Source organism: Bacillus sp. DC4300-2b2 (assembly GCF_049895685.1).
GTDB classification, from domain to species: domain Bacteria; phylum Bacillota; class Bacilli; order Bacillales; family Bacillaceae; genus Bacillus; species Bacillus safensis.
The window spans coordinates 42,008-67,691 of record NZ_JAFCSW010000002.1 but is presented as its reverse complement, the minus strand read 5'-3'; the positions used below and the strand labels follow the sequence as shown (position 1 = coordinate 67,691).

The following is a 25,684-nucleotide window of genomic DNA, read 5'->3' as shown; positions in this document are numbered from 1 at the left end:
AACAGCTCCCTTGTCTCTATGACAAAAATTCAATCATGTTCTTTCGTCCCATCAGTGGTCTTCATTATCAAAGTTTATTTACATGAAAATCTGTATCAATTTACCATGATAAAAAAACGATCTAACCATAAAATAAGAACACTCCTTACCATTATCCAAAAAGTTAAGAAAGGTTGTTGAGTGATTGAAGATGAAAAACAAATTGATCATTCCAAATATCGCCTCATCTACTAGAGAATTGGGGCTTAGATACAATGGTGATAATAAATAATGGAAACATTAATGGAAATCTTAAAGGTGTATGGAAGGATCATTACTATCATCCCCTGTCTTTTAATTATGACATTGTTTATGGGAAAACGGGCCATCGGAGAAGTGCCTGTATTTGATTTCTTGATCATTATTGTACTTGGTGCTGTGGCAGGGGCAGATATCGCTGATCCGGATATTCCTCATGTGTATACATTTTTATCAATAATAGCTATAGGGGTCTTACAAATTATTGTATCAAAATTGAAATTAAAACACCGAGCTTTTGGACGAATGATAACATTTGAACCAACTATTGTTATCCGAAATGGTGTTTTTATTGTAGGAAATCTAAAAAAAATCCGATATTCCTTAGATAATGTCTTACAAATGTTAAGAGAAAAAGATATTTTTGATGTAAATGATGTAGAGATAGCCTTAATCGAACCAAATGGGAAACTAACGGCTTTTAAAAAACCACATAAATTGACTATTACTGCAGAGGATTTAGGAATTAAAAAAGCATCTGATAATATTGCTTATCCTGTTATTATTGAAGGTAACATAGAAAATCAGATTCTCACTCAATTACATTTAAATGAACAGTGGCTTATTCAGGAGTTACAGAAGAAAGATCTGAAAATGGGTGATATTTTTTATGCATCTGTTAATGCGAACCATGAATTGCACGTATCATTAAATAGTCACCACAAATCCTTTAAGCCTGAGATAAATCATTAGTCTAACTTTTTTGTATATCCAGTACTGCTTGTAGAAATTCTCCAATAGCAATTAATCATCACTCCCCTTCACCCTGTAAACGTTTAAAAGAGCGATGCGCAATGTCGTATGCTACGACATCATAAGTCCTCCAAATAGGCTTTAGGCGAACTCCATCGCCCCGTTCACAGATGTATTGGACTTAGGGTGATAATTAACCTTGTAATTCATTTCTTTCAAAACGAGCGATATCTTTCATTGCTCCAATTACAATTAAGATATCGTTTTTCTGAATTTGTTCATGAGCAAGCGGGGAAATAATCACTTCTTTCCCTCGTTTGATAGCTACAATATTGATTTGATATCTTGCTCTAATATCAAGGTCAAGTAATGACTGATTTTCTAAATGGCCGTTTGCTTCAACCTCAATTAGTCCATATTCATCAGATAACTCCAAGTATTCGATGACATTATTTGTAATGATTTTATGCGCGATTCTTTTCCCCATATCTCTTTCTGGATGAACAACTCGATCGGCCCCAATTTTATTTAGTAACTTTTCATGGTAGTCGTTTTGTGCTTTTACCGTTACCAGCTTAACACCAAGTTCCTTTAATATAATGGTTGTTAAAATACTAGCCTGGATGTTTTCACCTATAGCCACTATGACATGATCAAAGTTTCGCATTCCTAAGTTTTTCAATACGGCTTCATCTGTTGAATCGCCAATGACTGCATGCGAAGCGATTTGCGCATATTCGTTTACACGATCTTCATTTAGATCTATAGCTAGCACTTCAAGTCCCTCTTCACTTAATGCTTTACATATACTTCCCCCGAAACGACCTAACCCGATAACAGCAAATTCTTTTTTTGGCGTTTTAATGACTCCTTTTGTTGTCGATCAAATCTTTTCTCTATTTAAATAAAAACATCATAGATAAACATTCCTATCCCTATTCGTTATATAATAACATTAAAATTTCAAGTGAGTGAAAGTAGGATAGGAAATGTTTAAATACGATCATTTTTTAAAAAAACCAGTAAAATTAACGCCTCCTCAAATTTTATTGTTTGGATTTTTGACGGTCATAGTGATAGGGGCATTTATTTTAACTCTACCAATCTCCACTGTTGAATCCATCTCAATCATTGATGCTTTCTTCACAGCTGTTTCCGCTACAACGGTTACAGGTTTAGCTGTGGTTGATACTGGAACAACCTTTACTTTATTCGGACAAATTATCATTATGCTGATGATACAAATTGGTGGGCTTGGTTTTCTAACTTTAGCTGTCATGGTCATTTTGTTATTTGGTAAAAAGGTAGGTTTACGAGAGAGATTATTGGTTCAAGAGGCTTTTAATCTGACAAATATAGGCGGTATTGTACGTCTTATAAAGGTTTTGTTTATCTTTTCAATAACATTCGAGTTAATGGCTACGTGTATATTATCATTTCGGTGGATACCGGAATATGGTTTTTTTAAAGGGATGTACATCAGTTTATTTCATGCCGTTTCTGCTTTTAATAACGCTGGTTTTTCTCTTTTTTCAAATAGTTTGATGGACTATGTACATGATCCACTGATTAATTTGACCATCACCTTCCTGTTTATCATTGGTGGTCTTGGATTTACAGTGATATTTGACATTTGGAATAAACGGAGATTTAAATTGTTATCAATCCATTCGAAACTGATGATCATAGGAACCCTCATAACAAATGGTGTTGCGCTTTTACTCATCTTTTTAATGGAATTTGGAAACCCACATACTCTAGGTTCTATGAATCTTCTTGATAAATTTTGGGCCTCTTATTTTCAAGCTGTAACACCAAGAACTGCGGGTTTTAATTCGCTTGATATAGCACATATGCATGAAAGCTCTTTAACTCTTATGATGCTTCTTATGTTTATTGGTGCGGGAAGTGCGTCCACAGGAAGCGGGATTAAGTTAACAACGATGATGATCATTTTGATCTCTGTCCTGCATTTTCTGAAAGGGAATAAAGAACCCGTTATCTATAGACGTACAATAAAACATGATGTAGTTATTAAGGCATTATCTATTAGTTTTATCAGTTTATGTTTTGTGTTTATCACTATTTTTTTATTGACTATGACTGAAAAAGCTCCTTTTATTGATATTGTCTTTGAAACTTTCTCAGCATTTGGTACGGTAGGTCTTTCAATGGGGTTGACTCCGGATTTAACGTTTTTAGGTAAGGTTATTCTGGCGATCCTTATGTTTATTGGTAGAGTAGGTTCTCTCACCATCGTATTTATCTTTATGAAACGAACGAGAAGCCCAATACGTTATCCTGAGGGAGAAGTATTTGTCGGTTAAAGTTAAAATAAACTTTAATGGATTCACCATGCTGAAGGTGAATCCATTTTTCATTATAAGAAGTTACTTTCCAGTCTCGGCAAACTGTTTCAATCGATCTCCAATTTCATCTCTTACCCTTTGGAAAAATGCCCACTTCTCTTCTTCTGTTCCTTCTGCTTTTGCTGGATCATCAAAGCCCCAATGGACACGTTCGACATGAGGAGGAGTCATCGGGCATTTATCAGCTGCGTCACCGCATAGTGTTACGACCAAGTCAGCGTCATTTAATATCTTCTGATCAATCAGGTCAGACGTTTGATGAGAAATATCAATCCCTATTTCATTCATTGCTTTTACAGCATTCGGGTTTAATCCATGAGCTTCAATACCAGCGCTATAGACCTTCCACTCATCTCCAAGATGTTTTTTAGCCCAACCTTCAGCCATTTGACTGCGGCAAGAATTACCGGTACATAAAAAGTAAATTGTTTTCTTTGACATGTTGATCGTCTCCTTTAATGTATAATCAATAGCCAGAAATACAAAGCTAAAAGTGTAATGAATAGTGTTGGTACAGTTAAAATGACCCCTATTCTGAAATATGTCCCCCAGGAAATCTTCACACCTTTTTGAGAAAGAACATGAAGCCACAGTAGTGTTGCTAAGGAGCCAATGGGCGTAATTTTTGGGCCTAAATCAGAACCAATGACATTTGCGTATATTAACGCTTCTCTCATCATTCCCTGTGTATCGGTACCGGATATAGCTAATGCATCGATCATGACCGTCGGCATATTATTCATGACTGATGAAAGAATCGCTGCGATAAATCCCATACCAAGAGTTCCTGCAAATAAACCTTGATCTGCTACAGCTTGAATCACGCTTGAAAGAGCATCAGTAAGCCCTGCATTTCGCATGCCATAGACAACAACGTACATACCTATGGAAAAGAAAACAATCGCCCACGGTGCTTCTTTTAAAACGCTTTTTGTTTGAACAGCAGGGCTTTTTTGTGCAATGGCCAAAAATAAAATGGCAATCACACCAGCTATGACCGATACAGGTATAGATAAAAATTCGCTTGTAAAATAACCAATCAACAAAAAAGCTAATATATACCAAGATAATCTAAACATCTTTGGATCTTTTATTGCTACACTCGGGTGTTTTAAATCATTCATATCATAGCGTTTAGGTATACTCTTTCTAAAGAAAAGGTACAGTACAGTGATACTCGCAAGCAATGAAAAAAGGTTTGGAACAACCATTCTGTATGCATATTCAATAAACGTAATGTTAAAATAGTCGGCTGTTACAATGTTTACTAAATTACTAACGACAAGGGGCAGCGAAGTTGTGTCTGCAATAAACCCACTCGCGATAATAAAAGGGAATACTATTTTTTCATTGAAGTTTAATGCTCTGACCATGGCTAAAACAATGGGTGTCAAAATAAGTGCTGCACCATCGTTTGCAAATAAAGCAGCGACGATTGCACCAAGGATGGTCACATACACAAACATACGCAGCCCACTGCCTTTTGCAGCTTTTGCCATATGCAATGCTGCCCATTCAAAAAAGCCAATTCGATCAAGTATGAGTGAAATGACGATAATGGCGACAAAAGCTAAAGTCGCATTCCAAACAATGCCAGTCACGGTGACCACATCGTCAACATTCACAACACCTACGATTAATGCTAAAATAGCTCCTCCACAAGCGGACCACCCTATGGATAAATTTTTTGGCTGCCAAATAACCAATACCAAAGTTAACAAAAATATGATTAATGATAAAACGGCAAAACTCAAACCCATCCCTCCTTACGAACAAGAAATGTTTGTTGCTTTATGTTGTATACTTTTTAAAAGGTCATCTTCTTTATCAATTTGATTTAAGATGATACGAAGCGTCTCAAATTCTGGACACAGTGTATTGATTGAATAATAACGCCACTGCCCTTTTCTGTTTTCATGAACAAATCCAGCTTTTTTTAATTTTCGTAAATGCTGACTAATCGCTGGTTGACTCATTTCGAACATATCTACCAGTTCACAAACACAATATTCTTTCTCCAAAAACAATTTCATCATGATCAGTCTTGTTTGATCACTGAGTATTTTTAAACAATTCGACATATGTGTCACACCAATTGAAACATCTGCAGTCACAATGATTACCCCCTCTTTTCAACTATTGGTGTCGGTCCCTGTTATCAACTCCTTCAACAGTATATAATTGAAAACTTATATAATCAATTGATTATATGAATTTAAACAAAAATTTATTCTCGTGAAAATTATCGATTGATTTTCTTTTTAATTTATTTTATGATTTATTCATCAAAAAAAATTGATTAATGAAAAAGGAGAATTCTATGTTCCTTTCCTTTCCCTTAGAAAATAAACAGCTAGTGGATACATTTGAGCATTACGAACTGAAGTTCAAAGCATTATCTGATAAAAAAAGGCTGCATTTATTAAACGTTCTTTGCGAAAACGGCCCTACTTGTGTTTGTGATCTAATTGAGCAATTTCAGATGACACAATCTAAATTGTCATATCATTTAAAAATCTTATTAGATGCAGATTTAATCACAAAAGAAACAAGAGGTACATGGAGCTATTATTCATTAAATGAAAAAGAAGTGAATCATTTACTTTCACCAGAGCTATGTTGCTTATTTCGCCCTTCTTGCTAGGAAGGGAATTATTTTTAATTAATTAATTAATCAAAAAAATTTGATTTATAAGGAGCTACATAAAATGAAAGAAAATTTACCAGTAGTTATTATTGGCGGCGGCCCAGTTGGTATTGCCGCAGCTGCACATCTTATTAAAAGAAATGAATCATTCCTCTTATTTGAATCAGGCAAACAAATTGGGAATCATTTTTTAGATTATGGACATGTACGCCTGTTTTCATCATGGGAGTTTAATATTGATCAAGCTGCAAGGGAATTGCTAGAAAAACACCAGATCCCCCTTCCTTGTAAAGATGAACTCCCATTAGGAAAAGAAATTGTTACCCAATATCTAAGACCACTAACTGAACTACCAGAAATGAAGCCACATATTTATTTAAATAGCCCAGTTCTCCATGTTGGCAAAAAAGGTGTTGATAAAGTCAAAACAAAAGACAGAGATCTAGTGCCTTTTATCATTCGAGTGAAATTAAATAATCAAGAAGAAAAAACTTACGAGGCAAAGGCAGTTATAGATGCCACTGGTACGTGGAAAAACCCTAACCCAATAAATGCTGAAGGGATTATGACAGAAAATGAAAAAAGAGTTGCTGATCGAATTTATTATGGCATTCCTGATATTTTAAATCGCGATCTGATTCGGTATCAGAATAAAACAGTTGCAGTGGTTGGCAGTGGGCATTCTGCTGTTAACTCTTTGCTCGAGCTGGCAGAGCTAAAAGAGACATCAAAAAACACAGAAATCATATGGATTTTAAGAAAGCGGGATATTAGTGAGGTATTTGGAGGAGAAAACAATGATCAATTGCCTGCAAGAGGTCAATTAGGTATTAGATTGAGACATATTTTAGATAATGGATTAGTAAGGGTATTCCCTTCAATGTTGATTCAAAATATTGAACAAACTTATAATAGCAAATTAAAAATCATTGGCATCCAGAATAAAGAAGAAATAACAATTGATAATATAGATGAAGTGATTGCGAATACTGGAGCAAGACCTGACTTTAAATTCCTAAGAGAAATTCGCCATACATTTGATTCAGCATTAGAGTGCGTGCCGGATCTAGCTGACCTTATTGATCCTAACATACACAGTTGTGGCACTGTACGACCACATGGTGAAAAAGAACTGAGACAACCAGAAACAAACTTTTATATCATTGGTTCCAAAAGTTATGGAAGAGCACCTACATTTTTATTAGCCACCGGTTATGAGCAGGCTCGATCTGTTGTTGCTTATATGACTGGTGATAAAGAGTCTGCTAAACGTGTAGAACTGAAGTTACCTGAAACGGGAGTCTGTAAAGTTGCTTTAAAACCTGCAGTTGTGAAAACGTCTTGTTGTATTGATGGATAAATAAAAAGCAGGTAATATTTTTTCCATCGCCATTACATCAACATAATGATTATCGATTCTCCCTTGTTCTTTGAATATGCTACCCCATCGATTTATATAAACTTTGTCCTAATTCATTTAATGGGAAGTTGAATAAAACAATTTTATGTATTTGAGATTTAACTGCTTCTTTATATTAGATAAGAGTCCTTTACCAATCCCTTTCCCCCTTTGATTACGGCTGATATATAGATAAATCAGCAACCCCCACTTTCACTTAGGGATGAAAAAGACCAAAAGAGTTTAATCTTTTGGTCTTTAATACGCGTCTCATTAAATGATAAAACAGCTGTTTATTGATAAATCCTATGGAATATTAAGTTATCTTTCTCTTATCTTATTTTTTGTTTGGGTTATGCTGCATATAAACAACATGAGTTTGTAAAAATTCTTCTAAACCGTGTTTACCATCTGCTCCGCCAATTCCAGATTCTTACGACCCGCGTGGAATCCCTGAATGGCTTCAAAGTTTTCACGGTTAATGTATGTTTCACCGAATAGTAACTCATTTGCAGCACGCATCGCTGTATCTAAATTCTGTGTAAAGATAGATGATGTTAGTCCGTATTGGCAATCATTCGCAGGACTGCAGCTGGTTTTGGTGCTCAAGCATTTTATGGTCTTTGGTCAAGTGAGTTATTTCATACAAAATACCGTGCAAAGGCACAAGGATTCCTTTTTTGTACAGCGCGTGTAGCCGTCGGCCTTATATCACTTGTAATTCCAACGATGATTTCTACATTTATGATTGGGTTCCTAGTAATTGCTGCAATTATTGGATTAGTAATGGCACCAGAAACAAGAAGAAAGTCATTAAAAGAAATTGAAAAGGAACGATACAGCGCTTAAGAGAATATATTAAAATAAGAAAATAGCCAAGCTTTCTTTGAGAAGCTTGGCTATTTTTTTCTGCTCTCCCCTGCTTTAATTAAACCAACAACTTTTATCTTTTTCTCCAACCATCCTCAGACAATTAAATAAAAAGCTTTTAAAGGTCCATGCACACCCACGACCAAATTCATTTCGATATCTGCAGAATTGCTTGGTCCCGAAATAAAGTGAATACAAGAAGCAACAGCTTCTCCCTTTTCCACACGTTGGTTTAGGTCAAAGACAGCCTGTGTAATACGTGCCACAATCGTTTCACGCGGGATAATTGTGACATAGACAGTTGGCAAAAAGTGAAGTGCTCGCCCTTGTCCCTCATGAGTTTTTACAACAATTGTTCCTGACTCCGCAAGTGCATAGTCACTGAATGTAATACCAAAATTGGCTTTTTCGGCGAGGGAATGATTCGCTTCACGTCCTTTTTTTGAATCCCATACATTTACCTCTATATTTTCTGCCGGCCATTCTTTTTCAAGTAAATCTGTTAAGCCATATTCTTTAAAACGTGAGTCTTGGGTTATCATCACAGGCCCCCCGCCATGTTCAGAAACAATTTTCTTTAAAGATTCAGCTAAGTGATCTTTTGTTGTTTCAAAAACAGTAATATGAATTTTGCTGCAGTGCTCTGTGAATGCAGCGATTAACTCTTTTTCTGTATAACCTTTCATTACATCCCAGTTTACGTTATTCTTCCATTCTGGTCGTACAACACCACTTATTCGTCTTTCACGTCCCAGTTGTTTAGCCACATGATTTAAAAAAACTTCCTGATTTTGAGCTGTTACTCTCATTATTTTCCCCCACCTTTTTTATGATCATCAAACCAGTCTCGAAAACGTTCTTTACTTGGTGCTGGAAATTCTCGAATTTCAGTCCAATTTTTTAATGGGCCAATTCCTTTGGAGACGCGATCTCCAGATACAATGGGCATCATAGCTGTAGGTGCCATTTTTGTACCTAGTTTGTATAGAGCAGCAGATGATGCTCCCATTCCAAACATTTTCATCGCGAGTTTCTCAGCAAGAGGAGCACGTCCTTCTTTTTCAACAATTACTTGACGATGTTTTAAAAGTAGTTCGTGTAGCGGAATTTTAACTGGACAAGCATCAGTACATGCTGCACAAAGAGTTGATGCATATGGCAGTTCTTTATAATCGTCATATCCACCTAATAGTGGACTTAATACTGCACCAATTGGCCCCGGATAGATAGATCCATAAGAATGTCCTCCGACATGACGATATACTGGACATACATTAATACATGCTGCACAGCGGATGCATTGTAATACTTGCTGGAACTCAGACCCTAAGATTTCAGAACGGCCGTTATCAACAACAACAAGGTGAAAGTCTTCTGGACCATCTGCCTCTTCTTCATATTTAGGCCCTACTGTCGTAATGTAACTAGTTAATTTCTGCCCTACTGCACTTCTGCAAAGCAACCCAACGAGTACATCCAGCTCCTCCATTGTCGGTACAAGACGTTCCATTCCCATTACAGCAATTTGTGTTTTAGGAATGGCCGTTACAAGGTCTGCATTTCCTTCATTGGTCACTAAACAAATTGATCCTGTATTTGCAACGGCAAAGTTACAACCAGTAACACCGATTTCTGCTTCAAGAAATTTTTCGCGCAGGATTTTACGAACAAATTTTGTCATTTCGTAAGGATCCTCCGACTTTCCATAACCCAGCTTTTCTTGAAATACATCACGAATTTGTTCTTTTTTCATATGAAGAGCTGGCGCTACGATGTGGGAAGGTGGTTCATGATCATCAACTTGCAAAATGTATTCGCCTAGGTCACTTTCTACTACTTCACAACCTATGTCTTCTAAAGTTTTATTCATTTCGATTTCTTCGGTTACCATTGATTTGGATTTAACGACTTTCTTGGCTTGTTTTTTTTCTGCAACTTCCTTAATGTATTGAGCAGCGTCCTCTTTTGTTTTCGCAAAAAAGACATGTCCCCCACGTTTTGTAACATTTTCACTTAATTGCATTAAATAATAATCTAAGTTCTCCAGCGTGTGTTGACGGATTTGCTCGCCTAAATCGCGCCATTCTTCCCAGTTCCCAAGCTCTTCACTAGCTGCCAAACGACGTGTATACAGGCGTTCTTGAGCTGTAGACACAGCTTCACGCATTGTAGAATCTTGGATTCCTTTATCAATACGTTCATTAAATTTTTTATCACTAATTTTCATGCTCATGCCTTGTTCCCCCCCCCCTCGAATTAACGGCTATTTAATACCTCTGCAATATGCAGTACTCGCGCTGCTTTTCCTAAACGTTCTATTCGTCCTCCAATATTCATCAAACATCCACAATCTGCACTAATTAAATAGTCCGCACCTGTCTGCTCAACACTTTCTACTTTTTCGTCTACCATTTGTTCAGATATTGGCATCATTTTCACAGAAAAAGTTCCACCAAATCCACAGCAATTTTGGGCGTTAGGAAGGTGCTCAACTTCTAATCCTTTTACATTAGAAAGCAGCGTAAAAGGTGCTTCCTTTACACCTAACAAACGTGTCATATGACAAGATGTATGATAGGTCGCTTTCCCTTTTAAACGTGCCCCTACATCTGTAACTTTTAAAACCTCTACAATAAATTGAGTTAGTTCATACGTTTTCTCAGCAAGACGTCTAGCTCGCTCCTCCCATTGAACATCTCCTTTGAATATATGTGGATATTCGTGGAACATCGTTGCACAAGAACCAGAGGGAGTCACTACATACTCTACATCTTCAAACGTTTGAATCATATTTTTTGCTGCTTGCTTGGCTTCGGCAACATAGCCACTATTATAGGCGGGCTGACCACAACATACTTGTGATGTAGGAAATGATACTTCACAACCAAGACGTTCAAGTATCTCAACTGTTGCCTTACCGACATGCGGCTGGAAAGTATCAATTAAACATGTAATAAATAAGCTCACTTTCATTTTCGAACCTCCTCTTAACTAATATTTAGATTTACCTGGTCGGCTGATGACTGAAAAGTAAAAGCAGGTCCCTCTCTGTTTTGTATGTGAGATTGAATAGGCCCCTTCTCATTGTCGCATTTCAATTAACCCCATAGCACATATATACTAGAAAATAACCTATTAATCCTTGTAATATAAACAGGGGTATTGATCTATTAGACCCTCCCCCTGACTGAATCTCTTTGTAAATTTACTAGTTAGCTCTTCATGATTTTTTAGGCTAAAACAGAGTTTCTTTTTGTTAATACATCTTGCTCATATTGTTTCACTTCTTCCAGCCATGTTTCTTTTACAGGCACGCCCATTTTTTCACAATAGTAATCCCAGATTGCACCAAAAGGATACGTTTTGAATTCCTCTATTAATGCTAATCTTTCTGTAAAGTTTCCATCTTCCTGTAACTGTTTTAAATGTTCATTTGGTATTAACATTGCATATAGTAAATATTTAATCATGTTTCTTGTTCCAATTGTCCATGCTGCAACTCGGTTAATACTTGCATCAAAGAAATCAAGGCCAATCATCACTTTATCCAATGCTTGATTTTGAACAATTTCGAGACCAATTTCACGTAACTCATCATCCAGCGTCACAACATGATCACTGTCCCAGCGAACAGGACGAGAAACATGAAGGGCAAGCTTGTCACTGTAAAGCAGCATAGAGGAAAATTTGTTTGATACAGTTTCAGTCGGCCGGATGATTTTGTTTGATTGAATAAAGTTGATAAATCGTATTAAATTTTTGAAATTGAATTCCTGTCTCTAGATACAGACGTTCCTTCATGAATGTTTTAAAAACCTCATCCATCATCCCGTCTGTTCTCGAATCGCGATAGGCGACAAAATCTGTTAAAGGTTTGTTCCATTCATCTAGTAAAACAAAGTCTACTACCCATGTATCAATACCGATACTTTCTGGAGATAACCCCATTTCACTACATTGATGATTTCCCTTTTTATTTCTTCAAATAATCGATCAAGCTCCCAGCAAAACTGTCCATTTTTATGACCATTTTATTCTCGAAACGGTGGATTTCTTTTAGATTTAAAAGTCCATCTTTAAGATGACCCGCTATTAATCTTCCACTAGAAGCACCAATATCAACCGCTAAACAACATTTCTTCATTTTAATGACCCTTTTATAAAAGCGTTTGCTTACGTATTTATAATAAGCCAGCTAAAAGGAGAAAATAATGTCTAAAATTAATTATTTATTGTCCTTATTTGCAATTGTTTAAAATAAAAAAGAACTCTTAGCAGCATCTTATTTTTTTGCTAAATGTTCTCTAAATAGCTTTGGTGTCTGATGATATTTGTTTTTAAAAATCCGATAGAAATAACTTACATTATCATATCCAACTTGATCTATAACAGAGGCAATTGGCATATCTGTACTTTCAAGTAACTCTTTCGCTTTATTTAAACGTTTTTCTTGAAGTAATTCTTTAAATGTATAGTTGGTAGCCTTTTTAATCTCTTTACTTAAAGCATAATCGGGCTGTCTTAATTTTGAGGCTAATTCATTCAGTGATGCACTCTGGAAATGTTCATCAATATACTTTAATGATTCAACAATTAAATAATGTTGTATAGGATAGTCTTCTGTATGTTCGGCCTTATCAGCGTGTTTAATTAACTCCACAATTAAAAGACCCATATACAATTTAATGGTGGATTCAGACATAAAAGCAGGAGACATAATTTCAATCATCATTTTTTTTATTAATTCTTGAATGCTTTCTACTTCTGAAACTTTAAAGTAAAGGAATTGTCCATTTTGAGTACTGTTATATAAACTATTAATTAAGAAGTTACTAATTCTATTTTCAGTCGTTAAAAACGAAAAGATAAAATCGAAAAAATTAGGTAAAATGATAAAATTAATAATAATGTCTTCTTCTGCACAAGCTTGAGTTTCATGCTCAATATGCTGGTTTAAAAATAACAGCTCCCCTTGTTGCAAATTTATTCTTTGATTCCCTACTTTTTGGTTATACTCTCCATTGTAAACATAATTAATCTCAATGTAGTCGTGTTTATGTTTAGGAAAATCCACAAAGCGTGTATGTTTTCGAACCGTAATCATACTCTCTTTACTGAGAAATTTTTGACTTTCTATAATAAAATTAGACTGATTGGTATAAATGTCTTTATTTATCTCTCTTCTGTTTTGTAGAATCAGTTCCTCTTCATCTGTTATCTTTAATAATTGATTTAGAAGATCATGTTGCATAGGTTTCTCCTTTGTTTATAATCTTACTTCATTGTTTATTAGACTTCTTCACCCAAAGCCCACATACCTTTTTTCTTTTATAGAGTCTAACTCCTTGCTTATTAAAAAAAGACTACTTGAAGTAGTCTCCGTCTCAGCTTGTAGACTTTATCTACAAGCTGAAAGGAAGGACATTTCGTCCTTCCTTTCTTTTACCTGTTTGAGGTTATGTTTTTGCACCATCAATATATAGCTTATTCGGGTAAATTATCAATGAACTTTAACGGTCTTATAATCCTTACTTTAAATATGCAAACCTTGTTTAATCGATTTTAAAGTGATCTCATTCGACCATTCAGGACGGTCTGGATAAGCAAAAACCGCATTTGTGACAATTCCATCAAATTTCATTTCTCTTAATTTACGATACAAAGCGTCGAAGTTAATTTCCCCTTCCCCAGGGTTTAAGTGTTGATGAATGGTTACATTTGCATCAGGTGGATTTATGATATAGCGCAATCCAAAAGCTGCTTTATGATTGAGGGTATCCGCAATTAATACGTGAGCAAGAAGATCTCCAGCTTCCTCTAAATGTTTTGCGACATCACCGATCCCATCATCATAGAAAAAAGCATGGGGAACAGAATAGACTAGCTTAATCCAGTCTTTATCTAATGCTCTAATCATACGAATGGCTTCAGTGTTTAGTTCGATAAAATCATTAGGATGAGATTGGATGTTTAACTTGATGCCCTCTTGTTCAAATATAGGCATCAGCTCATCCATCGATTTCAAAAAAGCTGCTTCACTTTCAACAGGTCTGCTTTTATCACCACTGAACTCACTATTCATTAGATCCACTTCTAATTCTGAAGTAATCTCAATGCATCTTTTCCAATTCTTCACTGCTGCTTGTCGTTCTTGTTCATTTGGTGAAGACCATTGCTGGACAGGTAAAACAGAGGATATTTTCACCCCCGCATCTTTGCAGAACTTTTTTAAATCTTTGATCAGTTGTTTGTTCACCTTTGGATACTCATAAAACCAAATGAAGTCTTTACGAGGAGATAGCTCCACATATTCATAACCTAGTCGTGCTACTGTATCAATGGTGTCTTTTAGATTTGTATTGTCTCGATAATGTGATGGATCATAAACCAATCGCAATGATAAAACTCCTTTCTATGATATGAATTTAAATATAGTCAACCCAAACAGCGCCATTATTTGCTGAGCGCACGCAATTTTCTACCCATCTTACTCCCTCTACGCCCGCTCGGATATCTGGAAACCATATTTCGCTTGTACCTTTAATACCTAGTCGTGTATTATCCATCGCTTTTGCGAATCTTGCATATAAATTTGACCAAGCTTCGAATAACCCTTCAGGATGTCCACCACCAATACGATCCTCTTCTAAGGCTAGTGGGTGCAGGTAAGGCATACCTCTTTCTAATATTTGTGCCGGTTCTCCTTGAATTTCGTATCGAAGCTGGTTAGGTTGTTCACTCCACCATTCAATGCTCGCTTTGGAGCCTACAATTCTAATCTTTTGACCGTGCATAGATCCTGCATTTATCGCTGAAGACCATACCGTTCCAACCGCTCCATTGTCATATTTCATGATTGTATAGGCATTATCTTCTAAAGGAGCACGCTCTTTGATAAAGCTTTGCCTTGTACACATTAACTTTTCTATTTTTAAGTTTGGTAACATAATTTCAGATAAAAACAGCGGGTGGGTACCTAAGTCTCCTAAAACATAACTTGGTCCAACCATTTTAGGATCTACACGCCATTTTGTGCTAGCGTTCTTCTTTTCTACTGCCTCTGAGTGAAACCCGTGTGCAAATTGCATATTGACAAGACGGATGTCTCCTAATTTCCCTTCCTCAATCAGCTGTCTTCCTTGTTCAATCATTTGATGGCCGGAATAACCATATGTGATGCCAACAATTTTATTCTTCTCTTCTGCTAACTTTAATAGCTCTTCGGCTTCTTGTGTTGTAAAACAAAGAGGTTTTTCACAAATCACATGAAGATCCGAAAGTAGTGCAGCTTTACAAATTTCATAATGCGTACCATTTGGTGTGGCAATCGAGACAGCCTCAATACCGTCACTTCTTTTTTGTTCTTCTTCAAACATTGTCTGATAATCTGAGTAACATCGTGAGGGGTCGATATGTAGGTTGATTCCAAAGGATTGTCCTCTTTCTGGATCAATATCAAATGCCCCTGCAATCAACTGAAAGTTCCCATCTCGTAAAGCGGAAGATCTATGAATATACCCAATTTGGCTCCCGCGTCCTCCGCCGACCATCGCCCAACGAATGGGACGCTCGATTATTTTTTCACCATTAATCATTTAACGATTCCTCGCTTTCAATTCGTTTGCAAAACCAAGTTTGTTCAGAAAATCTACACTTTGTTTGACATCTTCTAAGCTTGTATCAGCATCTCGCGGGTCACGTTCTTGTTCAAACGTCACGTATCCTGCATAGTTTAGTTCTGTTAATAGATGCCGAATTTTATGATAGTCAATGACTCCTTGACCGATTGGGCACATGACTCCTTTAGCACATGCTTCAAAAAATTGTGTGCGCTCTTTCATGACTTGGTGATACGTGTCTAAATGAATATCTTTAAAATGCAAGTAGTCTAATCTGTCCGCACATCGTTCGATCCATTCGATAGGGTCCATTTTTGAATAGTATAGATGACCAGTGTCTAAACACAGACCTGCTGTTTCATGAGGAATTTCATGTAACAACCTATTGATTTCATCTTCAAACTCAATGTAACCACCTGCATGAGGATGAATCACAGCCCGGACTCCGTAGTTATTCCATGCATGTTCTGCAATCTTTTTAATATGCTGGATCATCTGTTTCCATTTCTGTTCTGATAAACGAGGAGCCTCTTCCGGCCTTCCTGCATGTTTATTCCTCTCTTCGTGCCCCCAGTCGATGACAACTAAATAAGGGGCTTGATACTGATGATGTTTTAATGCAGGGGCTGCGGGTAATTTGGTTATAAAAGAGCAGATATCGTCCACTTGTTTTATGAGATTTTCAATATTTTCTTGATCTACTAAATTGTCAAAAATAGTACCTGCTATAATCGTTAAATCCAATTCTGTTAAAACCTTTGTGACTTTTGGTATGTCAAAAGGGATATATCCATAAGGTCCTAGTTCAATTCCATGGCAACCAGCTTGTGAGGCTTCATTTAAGACTCTTTCCCATGGAGGAAGGTATGGATTTTTGGGATCATCAACACCCCAGCAGCAAGGGGCACCTGCAATTTGAATAGACATAGACATTTCTCCTCGCTTTATGGTGTTTTATCTAACACATTCATTTGTATTGCTGTCTTCTTTTTGTTTTGTTCTAACTCCTCATGAGTTTTCAAAAATGTTGTTAAATATCCGCTAAATAAATATAAGGCTGCAAAGATGAGAATGACGCCACTTGTTCCTAACGGCTCTATAAAGAGGCTGACAATGAATGGTGCGACAAACACGCTTAAACCAGATCCTAGATTGTGTACAGACATTGCGGCTCCTCTGTCTTTTGCTGGAGCCATAGAAGGGATTAGCGCCGTAATAGGTACATAGCCTGCTAAAAAAAATCCAAATAAACATGAGATCAATATCATTCCGATTAAACTGTGACCAATTATCATCGGGGCTATATAGATGGCGATGGTCGATAGAGCACAGCCTACACATCCAAACCAAATGATCGTTTTTCTCCATCCGATGCGATCTCCAATAAAACCAAATAATAAGTTTGATAAAATATTCACAACGAAAATGGATGACCAAATTTGTAACCATTCTTCAGTTGAGTAACCGTATTTTATGAGATAACTAGGTAAAAATATGGCAAAACCATATTGACCTAATGTTCCGATTATTTTGACTATTGCACCTACCGCTAACCTTGGACGCTCAAACATATAAAATATTCCGCTTAATAGCTCCTTGATAGAAGATTGATCTTTTGTATTTTGTTTCACTTCATCTTTTGTTAGCACAAGTGCGATAATGGCTCCTATCAAAACAAAGAAGATACCTGTGTATAATACATAAATATGACCTATAATAGGTATCGCTATAGAGGAATAAAATGGCCCTGCAACATTTAATCCGCATGTAAATACGAACCAAAACCACCCTACGGCTCGTGCCAATATTTTTTGCTCTGCCCGATACGTGATCCAAACGATAAATGAATAAGCAAACAGCGGGTAGCCTACACCTCTTAACACATATGTAACGAGCATAACAGGGTAGTTCAAGTTGGAAACACCTAGAGCGATAAAAGGAATAGAAGATATCGTAAACATGATAAATCCAGCCCACATCACTCTTCTAATTCCCCAAATTTGAGCTAAGACCCCTGATACCCAAGCAGCTATTCCGACAGCTAAACCATATGCCGCAAATAATTGAGCTGACTGTGTGACGGATAGTCCCCTTTCGACTAAATAAGGTGACAGCCACCCTTGTTCCAATCCATCTCCAATCATGAAAAGTATCATGCCAAGATATCCCCATCTTAGCGAGTATGGAATACCTATTTTAGTGAAAAAAAGCTTATTTTTTTCACTCATTTTCTTCCCTCCTTCATAAAAGAAAGCGCATACAATATGTTTGTGTATTTATTATAAATCTCAAAAACATTTTGTTCCTTCAAATTATTGTTTAAATGTATTGGAGTTTCGTCATATTTATCGTTATTTTCATCAAAAACCTTCACGATCTTGTGTTAAAAATAGTCTAGTTTCATTTAAACACCTCGCCATAATTGACGATATTTTTTAGGAGATATGCCAATCAGTTTTGTAAATAAAGATGTGAAATAGTTTGGATTATCATACCCGGTCATACCGGCTATTTGTGTAACGGTAAAATTCGTGTTGATTAGCAGCGATTGAGACTCACCAATCCGTCGACGAATGATATACTGAATTGGTGAGAATCCAGTGTGTTTCTTAAATAAATGGGCAATATAATAAGGGCTGGCATTCATTTCTTTTGCTATAGAAGAAAGTGTGATATTTTCAGCATAATGAAGATCAATATATGATTTGATTTTTAAGAATAGAGAGCAGCAGACTTCTTCTGTCATAAGCGGTTGTTCTTTAGGGATGGTTAACAGCAATGAGATAAGAGCGGATAGTAAATAACTACATGTTTCTTGGTGACCAGGTTGATTTGTTTTGACCTGGAAAAGGATCATCTCTAATAAAGTTTCTATTTGATGAGCTTGATCCCCGCAGTTCCATACACACGACATTGATTCAGGTACTAAGTGATTCTCTGGTAAGCCTGGGCACTTAACATTTTTCATTCCTACGCAGTAAACACTCATTCTAGATGTTTGATCCATGTACTCGTCATGCAAAACATGACTATTATATATTAAGATATCTCCTTCTTTGACATCATATATGTTATTGCCAATCAAGTGCCTTCCTTTACCTTTTTTGATAAAAACAATCTCTAACATTTGCTTATGCATATGCATTGTTCGCGGTAAAGTAGTGTGCTCTTCATTGGCATGACAAACATAAACGAGTTCTGGTAATGTTTGATCTAAACACTTGGAGGAAGTAGCTTGTTGATGTACTAAATATTGTCCCATGGATTCATCTCCCCTATATGATTTGTGATTATACCTACAAGAAAACTTTATATTTTGCCAATGCTGTCATGATAAATATTATGTTTCATCGCTTTGCTTTTCCATCTCGCAGCAAGTAATGTAGCAATTCCACCTAGCAAGGCAGCAAAGTAAAAACCTGCACTAAGCCCAAACCAAGAGTTGAAAATTCCTGCGATAAAGGGTCCTCCAAAAATTCCTATTGCATAGATCGCTTGATATGCACCAACAACCGTTGATTTCATGTGATCAGAAGCTGACTGGTAACACATACCTAATAATAGAGGGAAAATAAAACCTAATGATAGCCCCATCATCGCTTGTATGATGTAAAAAATAGCTGGCTGAGTGGTGATAGGCATTGTAAAAATACACATTGTGGCAAACATAAATGAGCCGATTAAAACCATCCATTGTTTTCTTATCGAAGAAGCGATTTTACCTATTATTAAAGGTGCGATTGCATGTGGAATCATAAAAGAGAAAGTGGTCAATCCTAACTGGCTTTTAGGAATACCAATACTTAATGCATAAGCTGATGTAAACCCAAACGTTGTAATAAAAATCATAGCGTGTGCCAAAATGGATAAAAACGATAGTTGAAGAAGCGTTTGTTTCTTCAAAGTGAATAAGAGCGATTTCAATTCTATTTGACTACGACTCCTAGAATGTTTTGGTTCAGATATAAACAGCAGTAAAACAAATGCAAGGATACAGAGCAAACTACCAAGAAAATATGGTGCATGCCACCCCCATTGACTTACTAAATACCCACTCAGTCCCATTCCAAGAAGTTGTGCAAATACGACAATAAATGAAATGAGATTCATTGCTTGATTAGATTCATGTTCATGGTAATAACTTGCATACATCACAGTAAACACGACCCAGGTTGCGGCCGCTAATCCAGCGAAGCAGCGGGCAATTAAAGCAAAAACCAAATCTTCTGTTAAGAAAAATATGAGGCAGCTGATCGTGCTGGCTAAAATTCCGAGCAGAATAAAAGGTTTTCTTATTTTCATATAATCCGCTAATATCCCTAATGGGAGTCTGCATAAAAGCTGCAGGAATCCATAGCTGCTTAATATGAGACCGATTAAGAGATAGTCACCCCCTAATGTCTCCAAATAGGGGGATAAAACGGGCACATATAGAAATTGTGAAAACCAAAAAATGAATGAAATAATGGAGAATATCACTTTATTTTTCATGATTCATTTCCAACTTGTGATCAATGCATCGTTTAAATCAATAACGTGCAGTAACCATTTTTTTCCTTGTGTAAAATTCAACCCCATCTGTACCATTTGCATGAAGGTCTCCATAAAATGATTCCTTCCAACCAGAGAATGGGAAGAATGCCATTGGAGCTGGAACCCCAACATTAATTCCAAGCATACCTGCTTCAATTTGATCTCTAAATGTGCGAACACTTGCGGCGCTATCAGTATATAGACAAGCTCCATTTGCAAATTTTGAGGCATTTGCAAGCTCTATTGCTTCATTCAGTGATTTTACTCGCACAATGGATAAAACGGGTGCAAAGATTTCATCCTGCCAAATTTTCATTTCTTGTGTAACATGATCGAAAATCGTTGGGCCAATAAAATATCCTTCATCATTCGTAATGTCGTCTTTTCGTCCATCTCGAATCATATGTGCCCCTTCATTTATTCCTTGCTCGATATATTGAAGTGTACGTTCTTTATGTCCTTCACGAATAACAGGCCCTAAAAAAACATTGTCATCCATACCGTTTCCAATCACGATTTTGTTCGATTCTTCAACTAATTTTCCAATGAATTGATCAGCAATTTCCTCTTGCACCGCAACAACAGCTGCTGCCATACATCTCTCTCCAGCAGAACCAAAAGCTGCTCCAATAATTTGTTTAATAGCACCATCTAAATCCGCATCATCTAATACGATGGAATGGTTTTTTGCGCCGGCAAGAGCCTGCACCCTTTTTCCATGCTCTGTTCCTTTTTTGTACACATATTCTGCTACTGGCTGTGAACCAACAAATGAAATTGCTTTGACCTGTTTGTGCTCAATTAGTCCATTTACTACATCATGAGCACCGTTTACAATGTTGAGCACCCCTTTTGGTAACCCTGCTTCAGCAAATAGTTCTGCAAGTCTTGCTGCTAGAAGAGGTGTTCTCTCTGATGGCTTTAAGACGAATGTATTTCCGCAAGCAATCGCCAATGGAAACATCCAGCAAGGAACCATCATCGGAAAGTTAAAAGGCGTAATACCACCAATAACACCGATTGGATATCGATACATTCCAGATTCAATGCCTGTTGCTATGTCAGGAAGCTGTTTCCCCATCATTAATGTCGGTGCACCCGCTGCAAATTCCACACACTCAATCCCCCGTTGAACTTCACCACGAGCTTCAGTTAAGCTTTTTCCATTTTCTAAAGTTACTAGTTCAGCGAGTTCATCCCAATTTTCTACGAGCAGCTGCTGATATTTAAAAAGAACACGGGCTCGTCTAGGTACAGCTGTTTTTGACCATGTTTGAAATGCTTCATTCGCAGCTTGAACTGCGCGTTCAACATCCTCTTTTGTAGATAATGGAACTTCAGCAATCACTTTACCAGTTGCAGGATTGAAAACAGATTCTGTTTGACTGCTTACGGATTCAAGCCATTCTCCACCAATATAATTCTTCACTGTTCTTATTGTTGTTTTTGTCATCATGTTCTCCCCTTTTTAAAGTAGAATTTCTTCTGCTGTTTTCATGAATGATTCAATTTCTGAAACAGATGGCATAGCCTCTGAGGAGCTGTGCTTAGAGATGACAATGGAAGCAGATGCACTTCCAAAACGCATCGCTTCTTGTAATGTCATATCATTTAGTAATCCATAGATAAGTGCTGAAGCATAGGAATCTCCAGCTCCGAATGTTTTGAGTACTTTCGTTTTAAAAATGCCGCTTTGATGAGAAAGACCGTCTTGAGTATAAGCAATTGATCCTGAACCACCGTGTTTAATAATGACAATTTTCGCGTGATGGTCCAACCATTTTTTAGATGTTTTATCGTCATTAGATGGTCCGTCGGAGGTCAATTTTTCCATCATATCAAACTCTTCTCTTGTACCGATGAGTAAATCGGATTTCTCGGCTGCTAGATTGTAGTAAATCGCTGTTTCTGCTTCTGAATTCCACGTATACGGTCGATAATCTAAATCAAAGATGACGTTGACTTGATGTTTCCTAGCATAATCAAGGGCGACGAAAACGGCTTCTCTTGATGGACTTTTTGAAAGGGCTGTTCCTGAAATGAGTAAAGATTTAGCATTTTTAATGTAGTTTTCCGAAACATCGCTTACTTCTAATTTAAGATCGGCCACGTTGTCACGGTACATTAAAATACTACAGTCTTCAGGACTTTTAATTTCTGTGAAGGCAAGCCCTGTCATAGCTCCGGTCTGGTCAATCGATATTCCCTCTGTATCGACATGATTTTGTTTGAGGTATTTTGTAGCAAAACGTCCCATTTGATCATTGGCTACTTTTCCAATGAACCCTGTCTTCATACCAAGCCTTGACAGACCAATCGCAATATTTGCAGGAGAGCCGCCGACATATTTTGTGAATGTGAGGGTCTCTTCCATTGGACGATCAATTTCATTTGCATTTAAATCAATACACAATCTCCCGAGCGCAATGACATCTAATTTTCTATCTTTTTTAAAAGTCAAATAAGACATGGTCATTTCCCCCTGCTTTCCGATAATTTGTGCTCCATTACCCATTCATGCTCTTTGCTGTTTTGAAATTTCCAAGTGCGGACTGGTCCAGCCATTACGTTTAAGTAATAGCTTTCATAACCAGGAGGCGCAGCAACAGGATGATAACCTTTTGGTACAAGAACGGCTTCTTCATTTTGAACAGACATTATTTCATTTAAAGATAAATCATCTGTATACACTCTTTGGAGAATAAAACCATGCTTTGGATTGACTTTATGATAATATGTTTCTTCTAAATAAGATTCATAAGGTAAATTGTTTTCGTCGTGTTTATGAGGCGGATAACTTGACCAGTTTCCCTCAGGTGTAAATACTTCCACTACTAGTAAGTGATCTGCAGGAGCTTGTTCTGGTAAAATATTATGAACCTGTCTAGAGATGTTGTCTGCTCCCCTCTGTTCAACACCAACTTGAGCTGGAGTAATCAGGCGAGCTGGAAAAGTTCCTTTACCCGGTGAAGAACAGATCGCAATTTCAACATCAGTGAGAGCGTCAATCGTGAATTGATCATTATTTGGCACATAAATGGAATAAGGTGGTGTTTTTTCAAATACATCCATCCTTTGACCAACATGCTCCCATTTTTCTAACTTGGTTGAAATGTGAAGTTTCCCAGATAAAATCACAATACACACTTCTTGATCGTTGGTTTGCTTTTGAAGCGTTTCCCCTTGCGATAGCTTATACACTTCAAAACCAATGTATTTCCATCCTGCTGATTGCGGGGTGATACTTAATACCTTTCCATCTGAATCACGTTTATATGGTGGAACAATTAATTCAGGCATCTATTTTCCTCACCTTTCTGTTTTATTTAATATTTTCTTGCCTTTTCTAATTGTTTTTCTTTCAATTGATAGGCTTTTTTGACTGAATCTTGCTGAGTTACTTCTGAAATTCCTACATGCCACCAAGATCCATAGCCATCTGTCATGGTTTTTGGTAAAACTTTCACATCAATTAAAGTGCTAACCGTTTGTTTTTTTGCATCTTCAATGGCAGCCTTGAGTTGGTCCAAAGTATGTACTTCATACGTTTTTGCTCCGTATCCAGCGGCAGACTGAGCAAAATTGATTCTCAAGATATCCCCATCTAATTGCCCTGTTTGCTGATTGCGAGCTCGAAATTCAGTAGCAAAACTGTTAATTCCATGATCCATTTGTAAATTGTTAATACATCCAAAGCCAGAGTTATCAAAAAGGATAATGTTTATTTTCAATCCTTCTTGGAGACTTGTCACCAATTCACTATGAAGCATTAAATAGCTGCCATCTCCACTTAGGGCATATACCTCTTTCGTCGGTTCAGCTATTTTCACTCCCAGTGCAGAAGCAATTTCATATCCCATACATGAATAACCATATTCTAAATGATACGTATTTCTTTCTTTGGCCACCCACATTCTCTGTAGATCCCCTGGAAGACTGCCTGCTGCACAAGTAATAATAGAATCTTCCGCTATCCATTCATTGATATGTCCAAGTACAGTCGTTTGAGGTAATTCAGTATTGAGACTATTTTTATATTCTTCTATCTGCTGTTGATCAAAATGTCCTTTTATTTCTGGTACGAAATCTTCGCCTGTAAACTGGATGTCCTTTAAGCGAGCAAGTTCTTGATCCCATTCTTTTTTAGCCTGGTGGATCTCATCTGTAAATGCGGAACTGTATCCATCTAATGCTGTCATGAGTGCCTCTAATCCCGATTTTGCATCAGCAATAATTTTTGTGGCTTCTAATTTGGAAGCGTGGAATTCTGATAAATTGATCGTTAGAACATCTGTTTCGGGATAGAACAATTTAGATGAAGTCGTAAAATCCGTGAAGCGTGTGCCAACACCTATGATGAGATCGGCATTTTGGGCGATATCATTTGCCGCTTTATTTCCTGTAACACCAATCCCTCCAATGTTTAATGGATGGGTACTTTCAATTGCGCTTTTTCCTGCCTGTGTTTCACTAAATGGGATATGGAAAGTTTCTGCAAAATGACGGAAGGTCTCGGCTGCTTCGGAGTAACGCACACCTCCCCCTAAAATCAGAAGGGGTTTTTCTTTTGATCGAATAAGAGATGCGGCGGCCTCTATACTTCTATTCGATGGTTTCTGGCGGTCAATATAATGCACACGTTCTTTAAAGAAATGAAGTGGATAATCCCATGCTTCTCCCTGGACATCTTGAGGAAGACAAATGGTGACGGCTCCTGTATCTGATTGATCCGTTAAAACTCGCATGGCACTAATCATAGCTGACATTAACTGTTCGGGCCTTGAAATACGATCCCAATACTTACTAACTGAGCGAAAAGCATCGTTTGTGGAAAGCGTTAAATCATGAGTTTGTTCAATCTGTTGTAAGACTGGATCTGGTTGTCTAGTTGCAAAAACATCTCCAGTCAGAAGAAGAAGTGGAATTTGATTAGCTGTTGCTGTAGCAGCAGCAGTGACCATATTAGCTGAACCAGGACCTACCGAGGAAGAGCACGCGATAATTTGCCGGCGGTTGCTCTGTTTTGCAAACGCCGTAGCAGCATGTGCCATTCCTTGTTCATTTCTCCCTTGATACACTTTGAGGTCTCCAGGATCCTCCTGTAATGCTTGACCAATCCCTACGACATTTCCATGTCCGAATATAGTGAAAACGCCTTGAACAAAAGGTGTTTTTTTTCCGTCAAATTCAATAAATTGTGCATTTAGAAATTTGACTAATGCTTGACTCATCGTTAATCTGATAGATTTCATACATT

At 37.1% G+C, this 25,684-nt stretch carries 24 protein-coding genes and 3 pseudogenes; 5 read left to right on the top strand and 22 right to left on the bottom strand.

Going from position 1 to position 25,684, the window contains the following annotated elements; all coding sequences use genetic code 11:
• The first annotated feature begins 270 nt into the window (after positions 1-270).
• A complete protein-coding gene (locus tag ACP69X_RS05240) occupies positions 271-990 on the top strand; it encodes a DUF421 domain-containing protein (RefSeq protein WP_041085140.1) in 720 nt (239 codons plus the stop codon).
• A gap of 193 nt (positions 991-1,183) precedes the next feature.
• Here the strand turns inward: ACP69X_RS05240 and ACP69X_RS05235 are convergent, their stop codons facing one another.
• The gene (locus ACP69X_RS05235) at positions 1,184-1,855 is read right to left on the bottom strand and encodes a potassium channel family protein (protein ID WP_426052642.1); all 672 of its coding nucleotides are present in this window, start codon (positions 1,853-1,855) and stop codon (positions 1,184-1,186) included.
• Positions 1,856-1,979: 124 nt separating this feature from the next.
• On the opposite strand from ACP69X_RS05235, the gene ACP69X_RS05230 reads away from it, so the two are divergent.
• Positions 1,980-3,317 carry a TrkH family potassium uptake protein gene (locus tag ACP69X_RS05230; protein ID WP_423359910.1) on the top strand — a complete coding sequence of 446 codons (1,338 nt, stop codon included), beginning with the start codon at positions 1,980-1,982 and terminating at the stop codon, positions 3,315-3,317.
• Positions 3,318-3,380: 63 nt separating this feature from the next.
• On the opposite strand, the gene arsC is transcribed toward ACP69X_RS05230, so the two are convergent.
• The 3 genes from arsC to ACP69X_RS05215 are packed head-to-tail and all read right to left on the bottom strand — an operon-like array spanning position 3,381 to position 5,473.
• Positions 3,381-3,800 carry an arsenate reductase (thioredoxin) gene (gene arsC / locus ACP69X_RS05225; protein ID WP_426052498.1) on the bottom strand — a complete coding sequence of 140 codons (420 nt, stop codon included), beginning with the start codon at positions 3,798-3,800 and terminating at the stop codon, positions 3,381-3,383.
• Between the two features lie 14 nt (positions 3,801-3,814).
• Complete coding sequence (locus ACP69X_RS05220) at positions 3,815-5,119, bottom strand: arsenic transporter (RefSeq protein WP_426052497.1); 1,305 nt, start codon at positions 5,117-5,119, stop codon at positions 3,815-3,817.
• 6 nt (positions 5,120-5,125) lie between these two features.
• Positions 5,126-5,473, bottom strand: coding sequence for an ArsR/SmtB family transcription factor (locus ACP69X_RS05215; RefSeq protein ID WP_411242227.1), 348 nt, complete (start codon positions 5,471-5,473; stop codon positions 5,126-5,128).
• 206 nt (positions 5,474-5,679) lie between these two features.
• Between ACP69X_RS05215 and ACP69X_RS05210 the strand changes: the two genes are divergently transcribed.
• Positions 5,680-6,003, top strand: coding sequence for an ArsR/SmtB family transcription factor (locus ACP69X_RS05210; protein WP_426052496.1), 324 nt, complete (start codon positions 5,680-5,682; stop codon positions 6,001-6,003).
• A gap of 64 nt (positions 6,004-6,067) precedes the next feature.
• Positions 6,068-7,366 carry an NAD(P)-binding domain-containing protein gene (locus ACP69X_RS05205; protein ID WP_082179373.1) on the top strand — a complete coding sequence of 433 codons (1,299 nt, stop codon included), beginning with the start codon at positions 6,068-6,070 and terminating at the stop codon, positions 7,364-7,366.
• A gap of 376 nt (positions 7,367-7,742) precedes the next feature.
• Here the strand turns inward: ACP69X_RS05205 and ACP69X_RS05200 are convergent.
• Positions 7,743-7,987 (bottom strand): annotated as a pseudogene (locus ACP69X_RS05200) (aldehyde dehydrogenase family protein); the annotation flags it as partial.
• A gap of 3 nt (positions 7,988-7,990) precedes the next feature.
• Here ACP69X_RS05200 and ACP69X_RS05195 point away from each other — a divergent pair.
• Positions 7,991-8,254, top strand: a pseudogene (locus ACP69X_RS05195) (MFS transporter); the annotation flags it as partial.
• A gap of 116 nt (positions 8,255-8,370) precedes the next feature.
• Here ACP69X_RS05195 and ACP69X_RS05190 read toward each other — a convergent pair.
• From ACP69X_RS05190 to iolD, 17 genes and pseudogenes are all read right to left on the bottom strand, one after another.
• Complete coding sequence (locus ACP69X_RS05190; protein WP_426052495.1) at positions 8,371-9,084, bottom strand: LutC/YkgG family protein; 714 nt, start codon at positions 9,082-9,084, stop codon at positions 8,371-8,373.
• Entirely contained in the window at positions 9,084-10,508 is a 1,425-nt protein-coding gene (locus tag ACP69X_RS05185; protein ID WP_218677489.1) for a LutB/LldF family L-lactate oxidation iron-sulfur protein, read from the bottom strand. The genes ACP69X_RS05190 and ACP69X_RS05185 overlap by 1 nt, the downstream gene beginning before the upstream one ends.
• Before the next feature lie 23 nt (positions 10,509-10,531).
• On the bottom strand, positions 10,532-11,248 hold the full coding sequence (locus tag ACP69X_RS05180) for a (Fe-S)-binding protein (protein ID WP_041085150.1): 717 nt from the start codon (positions 11,246-11,248) through the stop codon (positions 10,532-10,534).
• A gap of 257 nt (positions 11,249-11,505) precedes the next feature.
• Positions 11,506-11,985, bottom strand: a pseudogene (locus ACP69X_RS05175) (L-rhamnose isomerase); the annotation flags it as partial.
• The gene (locus ACP69X_RS05170) at positions 11,978-12,223 is read right to left on the bottom strand and encodes an FGGY family carbohydrate kinase (protein ID WP_338527544.1); all 246 of its coding nucleotides are present in this window, start codon (positions 12,221-12,223) and stop codon (positions 11,978-11,980) included. The gene ACP69X_RS05170 and the pseudogene ACP69X_RS05175, both read right to left, overlap by 8 nt.
• Before the next feature lie 25 nt (positions 12,224-12,248).
• Positions 12,249-12,419, bottom strand: a complete 171-nt coding sequence (locus ACP69X_RS05165; RefSeq protein ID WP_306745606.1) for a hypothetical protein — start codon at positions 12,417-12,419, stop codon at positions 12,249-12,251.
• A gap of 138 nt (positions 12,420-12,557) precedes the next feature.
• A complete protein-coding gene (locus tag ACP69X_RS05160) occupies positions 12,558-13,526 on the bottom strand; it encodes an AraC family transcriptional regulator (RefSeq protein ID WP_041085152.1) in 969 nt (322 codons plus the stop codon).
• A 282-nt stretch (positions 13,527-13,808) separates the two neighbouring features.
• Positions 13,809-14,672: a sugar phosphate isomerase/epimerase family protein gene (locus tag ACP69X_RS05155; protein WP_041085153.1), complete on the bottom strand. Its 864-nt coding sequence runs from the start codon at positions 14,670-14,672 to the stop codon at positions 13,809-13,811.
• Between the two features lie 28 nt (positions 14,673-14,700).
• Positions 14,701-15,870: a Gfo/Idh/MocA family protein gene (locus tag ACP69X_RS05150; protein WP_041085154.1), complete on the bottom strand. Its 1,170-nt coding sequence runs from the start codon at positions 15,868-15,870 to the stop codon at positions 14,701-14,703.
• Complete coding sequence (locus ACP69X_RS05145) at positions 15,871-16,821, bottom strand: sugar phosphate isomerase/epimerase family protein (protein ID WP_041085155.1); 951 nt, start codon at positions 16,819-16,821, stop codon at positions 15,871-15,873.
• Between the two features lie 17 nt (positions 16,822-16,838).
• The gene (locus tag ACP69X_RS05140) at positions 16,839-18,122 is read right to left on the bottom strand and encodes an MFS transporter (protein WP_041085156.1); all 1,284 of its coding nucleotides are present in this window, start codon (positions 18,120-18,122) and stop codon (positions 16,839-16,841) included.
• Between the two features lie 176 nt (positions 18,123-18,298).
• Positions 18,299-19,156 (bottom strand): AraC family transcriptional regulator, encoded by an 858-nt coding sequence (locus tag ACP69X_RS05135; RefSeq protein ID WP_073979979.1) that lies wholly within the window; start codon positions 19,154-19,156, stop codon positions 18,299-18,301.
• Between the two features lie 47 nt (positions 19,157-19,203).
• On the bottom strand, positions 19,204-20,385 hold the full coding sequence (locus ACP69X_RS05130; RefSeq protein ID WP_041085158.1) for an MFS transporter: 1,182 nt from the start codon (positions 20,383-20,385) through the stop codon (positions 19,204-19,206).
• A gap of 37 nt (positions 20,386-20,422) precedes the next feature.
• Entirely contained in the window at positions 20,423-21,880 is a 1,458-nt protein-coding gene (locus ACP69X_RS05125) for a CoA-acylating methylmalonate-semialdehyde dehydrogenase (RefSeq protein ID WP_073979977.1), read from the bottom strand.
• Between the two features lie 15 nt (positions 21,881-21,895).
• Positions 21,896-22,897, bottom strand: a complete 1,002-nt coding sequence (gene iolC / locus ACP69X_RS05120) for a 5-dehydro-2-deoxygluconokinase (RefSeq protein WP_423359923.1) — start codon at positions 22,895-22,897, stop codon at positions 21,896-21,898.
• Between the two features lie 2 nt (positions 22,898-22,899).
• Positions 22,900-23,727 carry a 5-deoxy-glucuronate isomerase gene (gene iolB / locus ACP69X_RS05115; RefSeq protein ID WP_041085161.1) on the bottom strand — a complete coding sequence of 276 codons (828 nt, stop codon included), beginning with the start codon at positions 23,725-23,727 and terminating at the stop codon, positions 22,900-22,902.
• A 26-nt stretch (positions 23,728-23,753) separates the two neighbouring features.
• Entirely contained in the window at positions 23,754-25,679 is a 1,926-nt protein-coding gene (gene iolD / locus ACP69X_RS05110; RefSeq protein WP_041085162.1) for a 3D-(3,5/4)-trihydroxycyclohexane-1,2-dione acylhydrolase (decyclizing), read from the bottom strand.
• Positions 25,680-25,684: the final 5 nt, after the last annotated feature.

Excerpts from the sequence above, each read along its gene's own strand:
- ACP69X_RS05240 (WP_041085140.1), top strand. The coding sequence starts at position 271 with ATGGAAACATTAATGGAAATCTTAAAGGTGTATGGAAGGATCATTACT.
- ACP69X_RS05230 (WP_423359910.1), top strand. The coding sequence starts at position 1,980 with ATGTTTAAATACGATCATTTTTTAAAAAAACCAGTAAAATTAACGCCT.
- arsC (WP_426052498.1), bottom strand. The coding sequence starts at position 3,800 with ATGTCAAAGAAAACAATTTACTTTTTATGTACCGGTAATTCTTGCCGC.
- ACP69X_RS05220 (WP_426052497.1), bottom strand. The coding sequence starts at position 5,119 with ATGGGTTTGAGTTTTGCCGTTTTATCATTAATCATATTTTTGTTAACT.
- ACP69X_RS05210 (WP_426052496.1), top strand. The coding sequence starts at position 5,680 with ATGTTCCTTTCCTTTCCCTTAGAAAATAAACAGCTAGTGGATACATTT.
- ACP69X_RS05205 (WP_082179373.1), top strand. The coding sequence starts at position 6,068 with ATGAAAGAAAATTTACCAGTAGTTATTATTGGCGGCGGCCCAGTTGGT.
- ACP69X_RS05190 (WP_426052495.1), bottom strand. The coding sequence starts at position 9,084 with ATGAGAGTAACAGCTCAAAATCAGGAAGTTTTTTTAAATCATGTGGCT.
- ACP69X_RS05185 (WP_218677489.1), bottom strand. The coding sequence starts at position 10,508 with ATGAGCATGAAAATTAGTGATAAAAAATTTAATGAACGTATTGATAAA.
- ACP69X_RS05180 (WP_041085150.1), bottom strand. The coding sequence starts at position 11,248 with ATGAAAGTGAGCTTATTTATTACATGTTTAATTGATACTTTCCAGCCG.
- ACP69X_RS05170 (WP_338527544.1), bottom strand. The coding sequence starts at position 12,223 with ATGGGGTTATCTCCAGAAAGTATCGGTATTGATACATGGGTAGTAGAC.
- ACP69X_RS05165 (WP_306745606.1), bottom strand. The coding sequence starts at position 12,419 with ATGAAGAAATGTTGTTTAGCGGTTGATATTGGTGCTTCTAGTGGAAGA.
- ACP69X_RS05160 (WP_041085152.1), bottom strand. The coding sequence starts at position 13,526 with ATGCAACATGATCTTCTAAATCAATTATTAAAGATAACAGATGAAGAG.
- ACP69X_RS05150 (WP_041085154.1), bottom strand. The coding sequence starts at position 15,870 with ATGATTAATGGTGAAAAAATAATCGAGCGTCCCATTCGTTGGGCGATG.
- ACP69X_RS05145 (WP_041085155.1), bottom strand. The coding sequence starts at position 16,821 with ATGTCTATTCAAATTGCAGGTGCCCCTTGCTGCTGGGGTGTTGATGAT.
- ACP69X_RS05140 (WP_041085156.1), bottom strand. The coding sequence starts at position 18,122 with ATGAGTGAAAAAAATAAGCTTTTTTTCACTAAAATAGGTATTCCATAC.
- ACP69X_RS05135 (WP_073979979.1), bottom strand. The coding sequence starts at position 19,156 with ATGGGACAATATTTAGTACATCAACAAGCTACTTCCTCCAAGTGTTTA.
- ACP69X_RS05130 (WP_041085158.1), bottom strand. The coding sequence starts at position 20,385 with ATGAAAAATAAAGTGATATTCTCCATTATTTCATTCATTTTTTGGTTT.
- ACP69X_RS05125 (WP_073979977.1), bottom strand. The coding sequence starts at position 21,880 with ATGACAAAAACAACAATAAGAACAGTGAAGAATTATATTGGTGGAGAA.
- iolC (WP_423359923.1), bottom strand. The coding sequence starts at position 22,897 with ATGTCTTATTTGACTTTTAAAAAAGATAGAAAATTAGATGTCATTGCG.
- iolB (WP_041085161.1), bottom strand. The coding sequence starts at position 23,727 with ATGCCTGAATTAATTGTTCCACCATATAAACGTGATTCAGATGGAAAG.
- iolD (WP_041085162.1), bottom strand. The coding sequence starts at position 25,679 with ATGAAATCTATCAGATTAACGATGAGTCAAGCATTAGTCAAATTTCTA.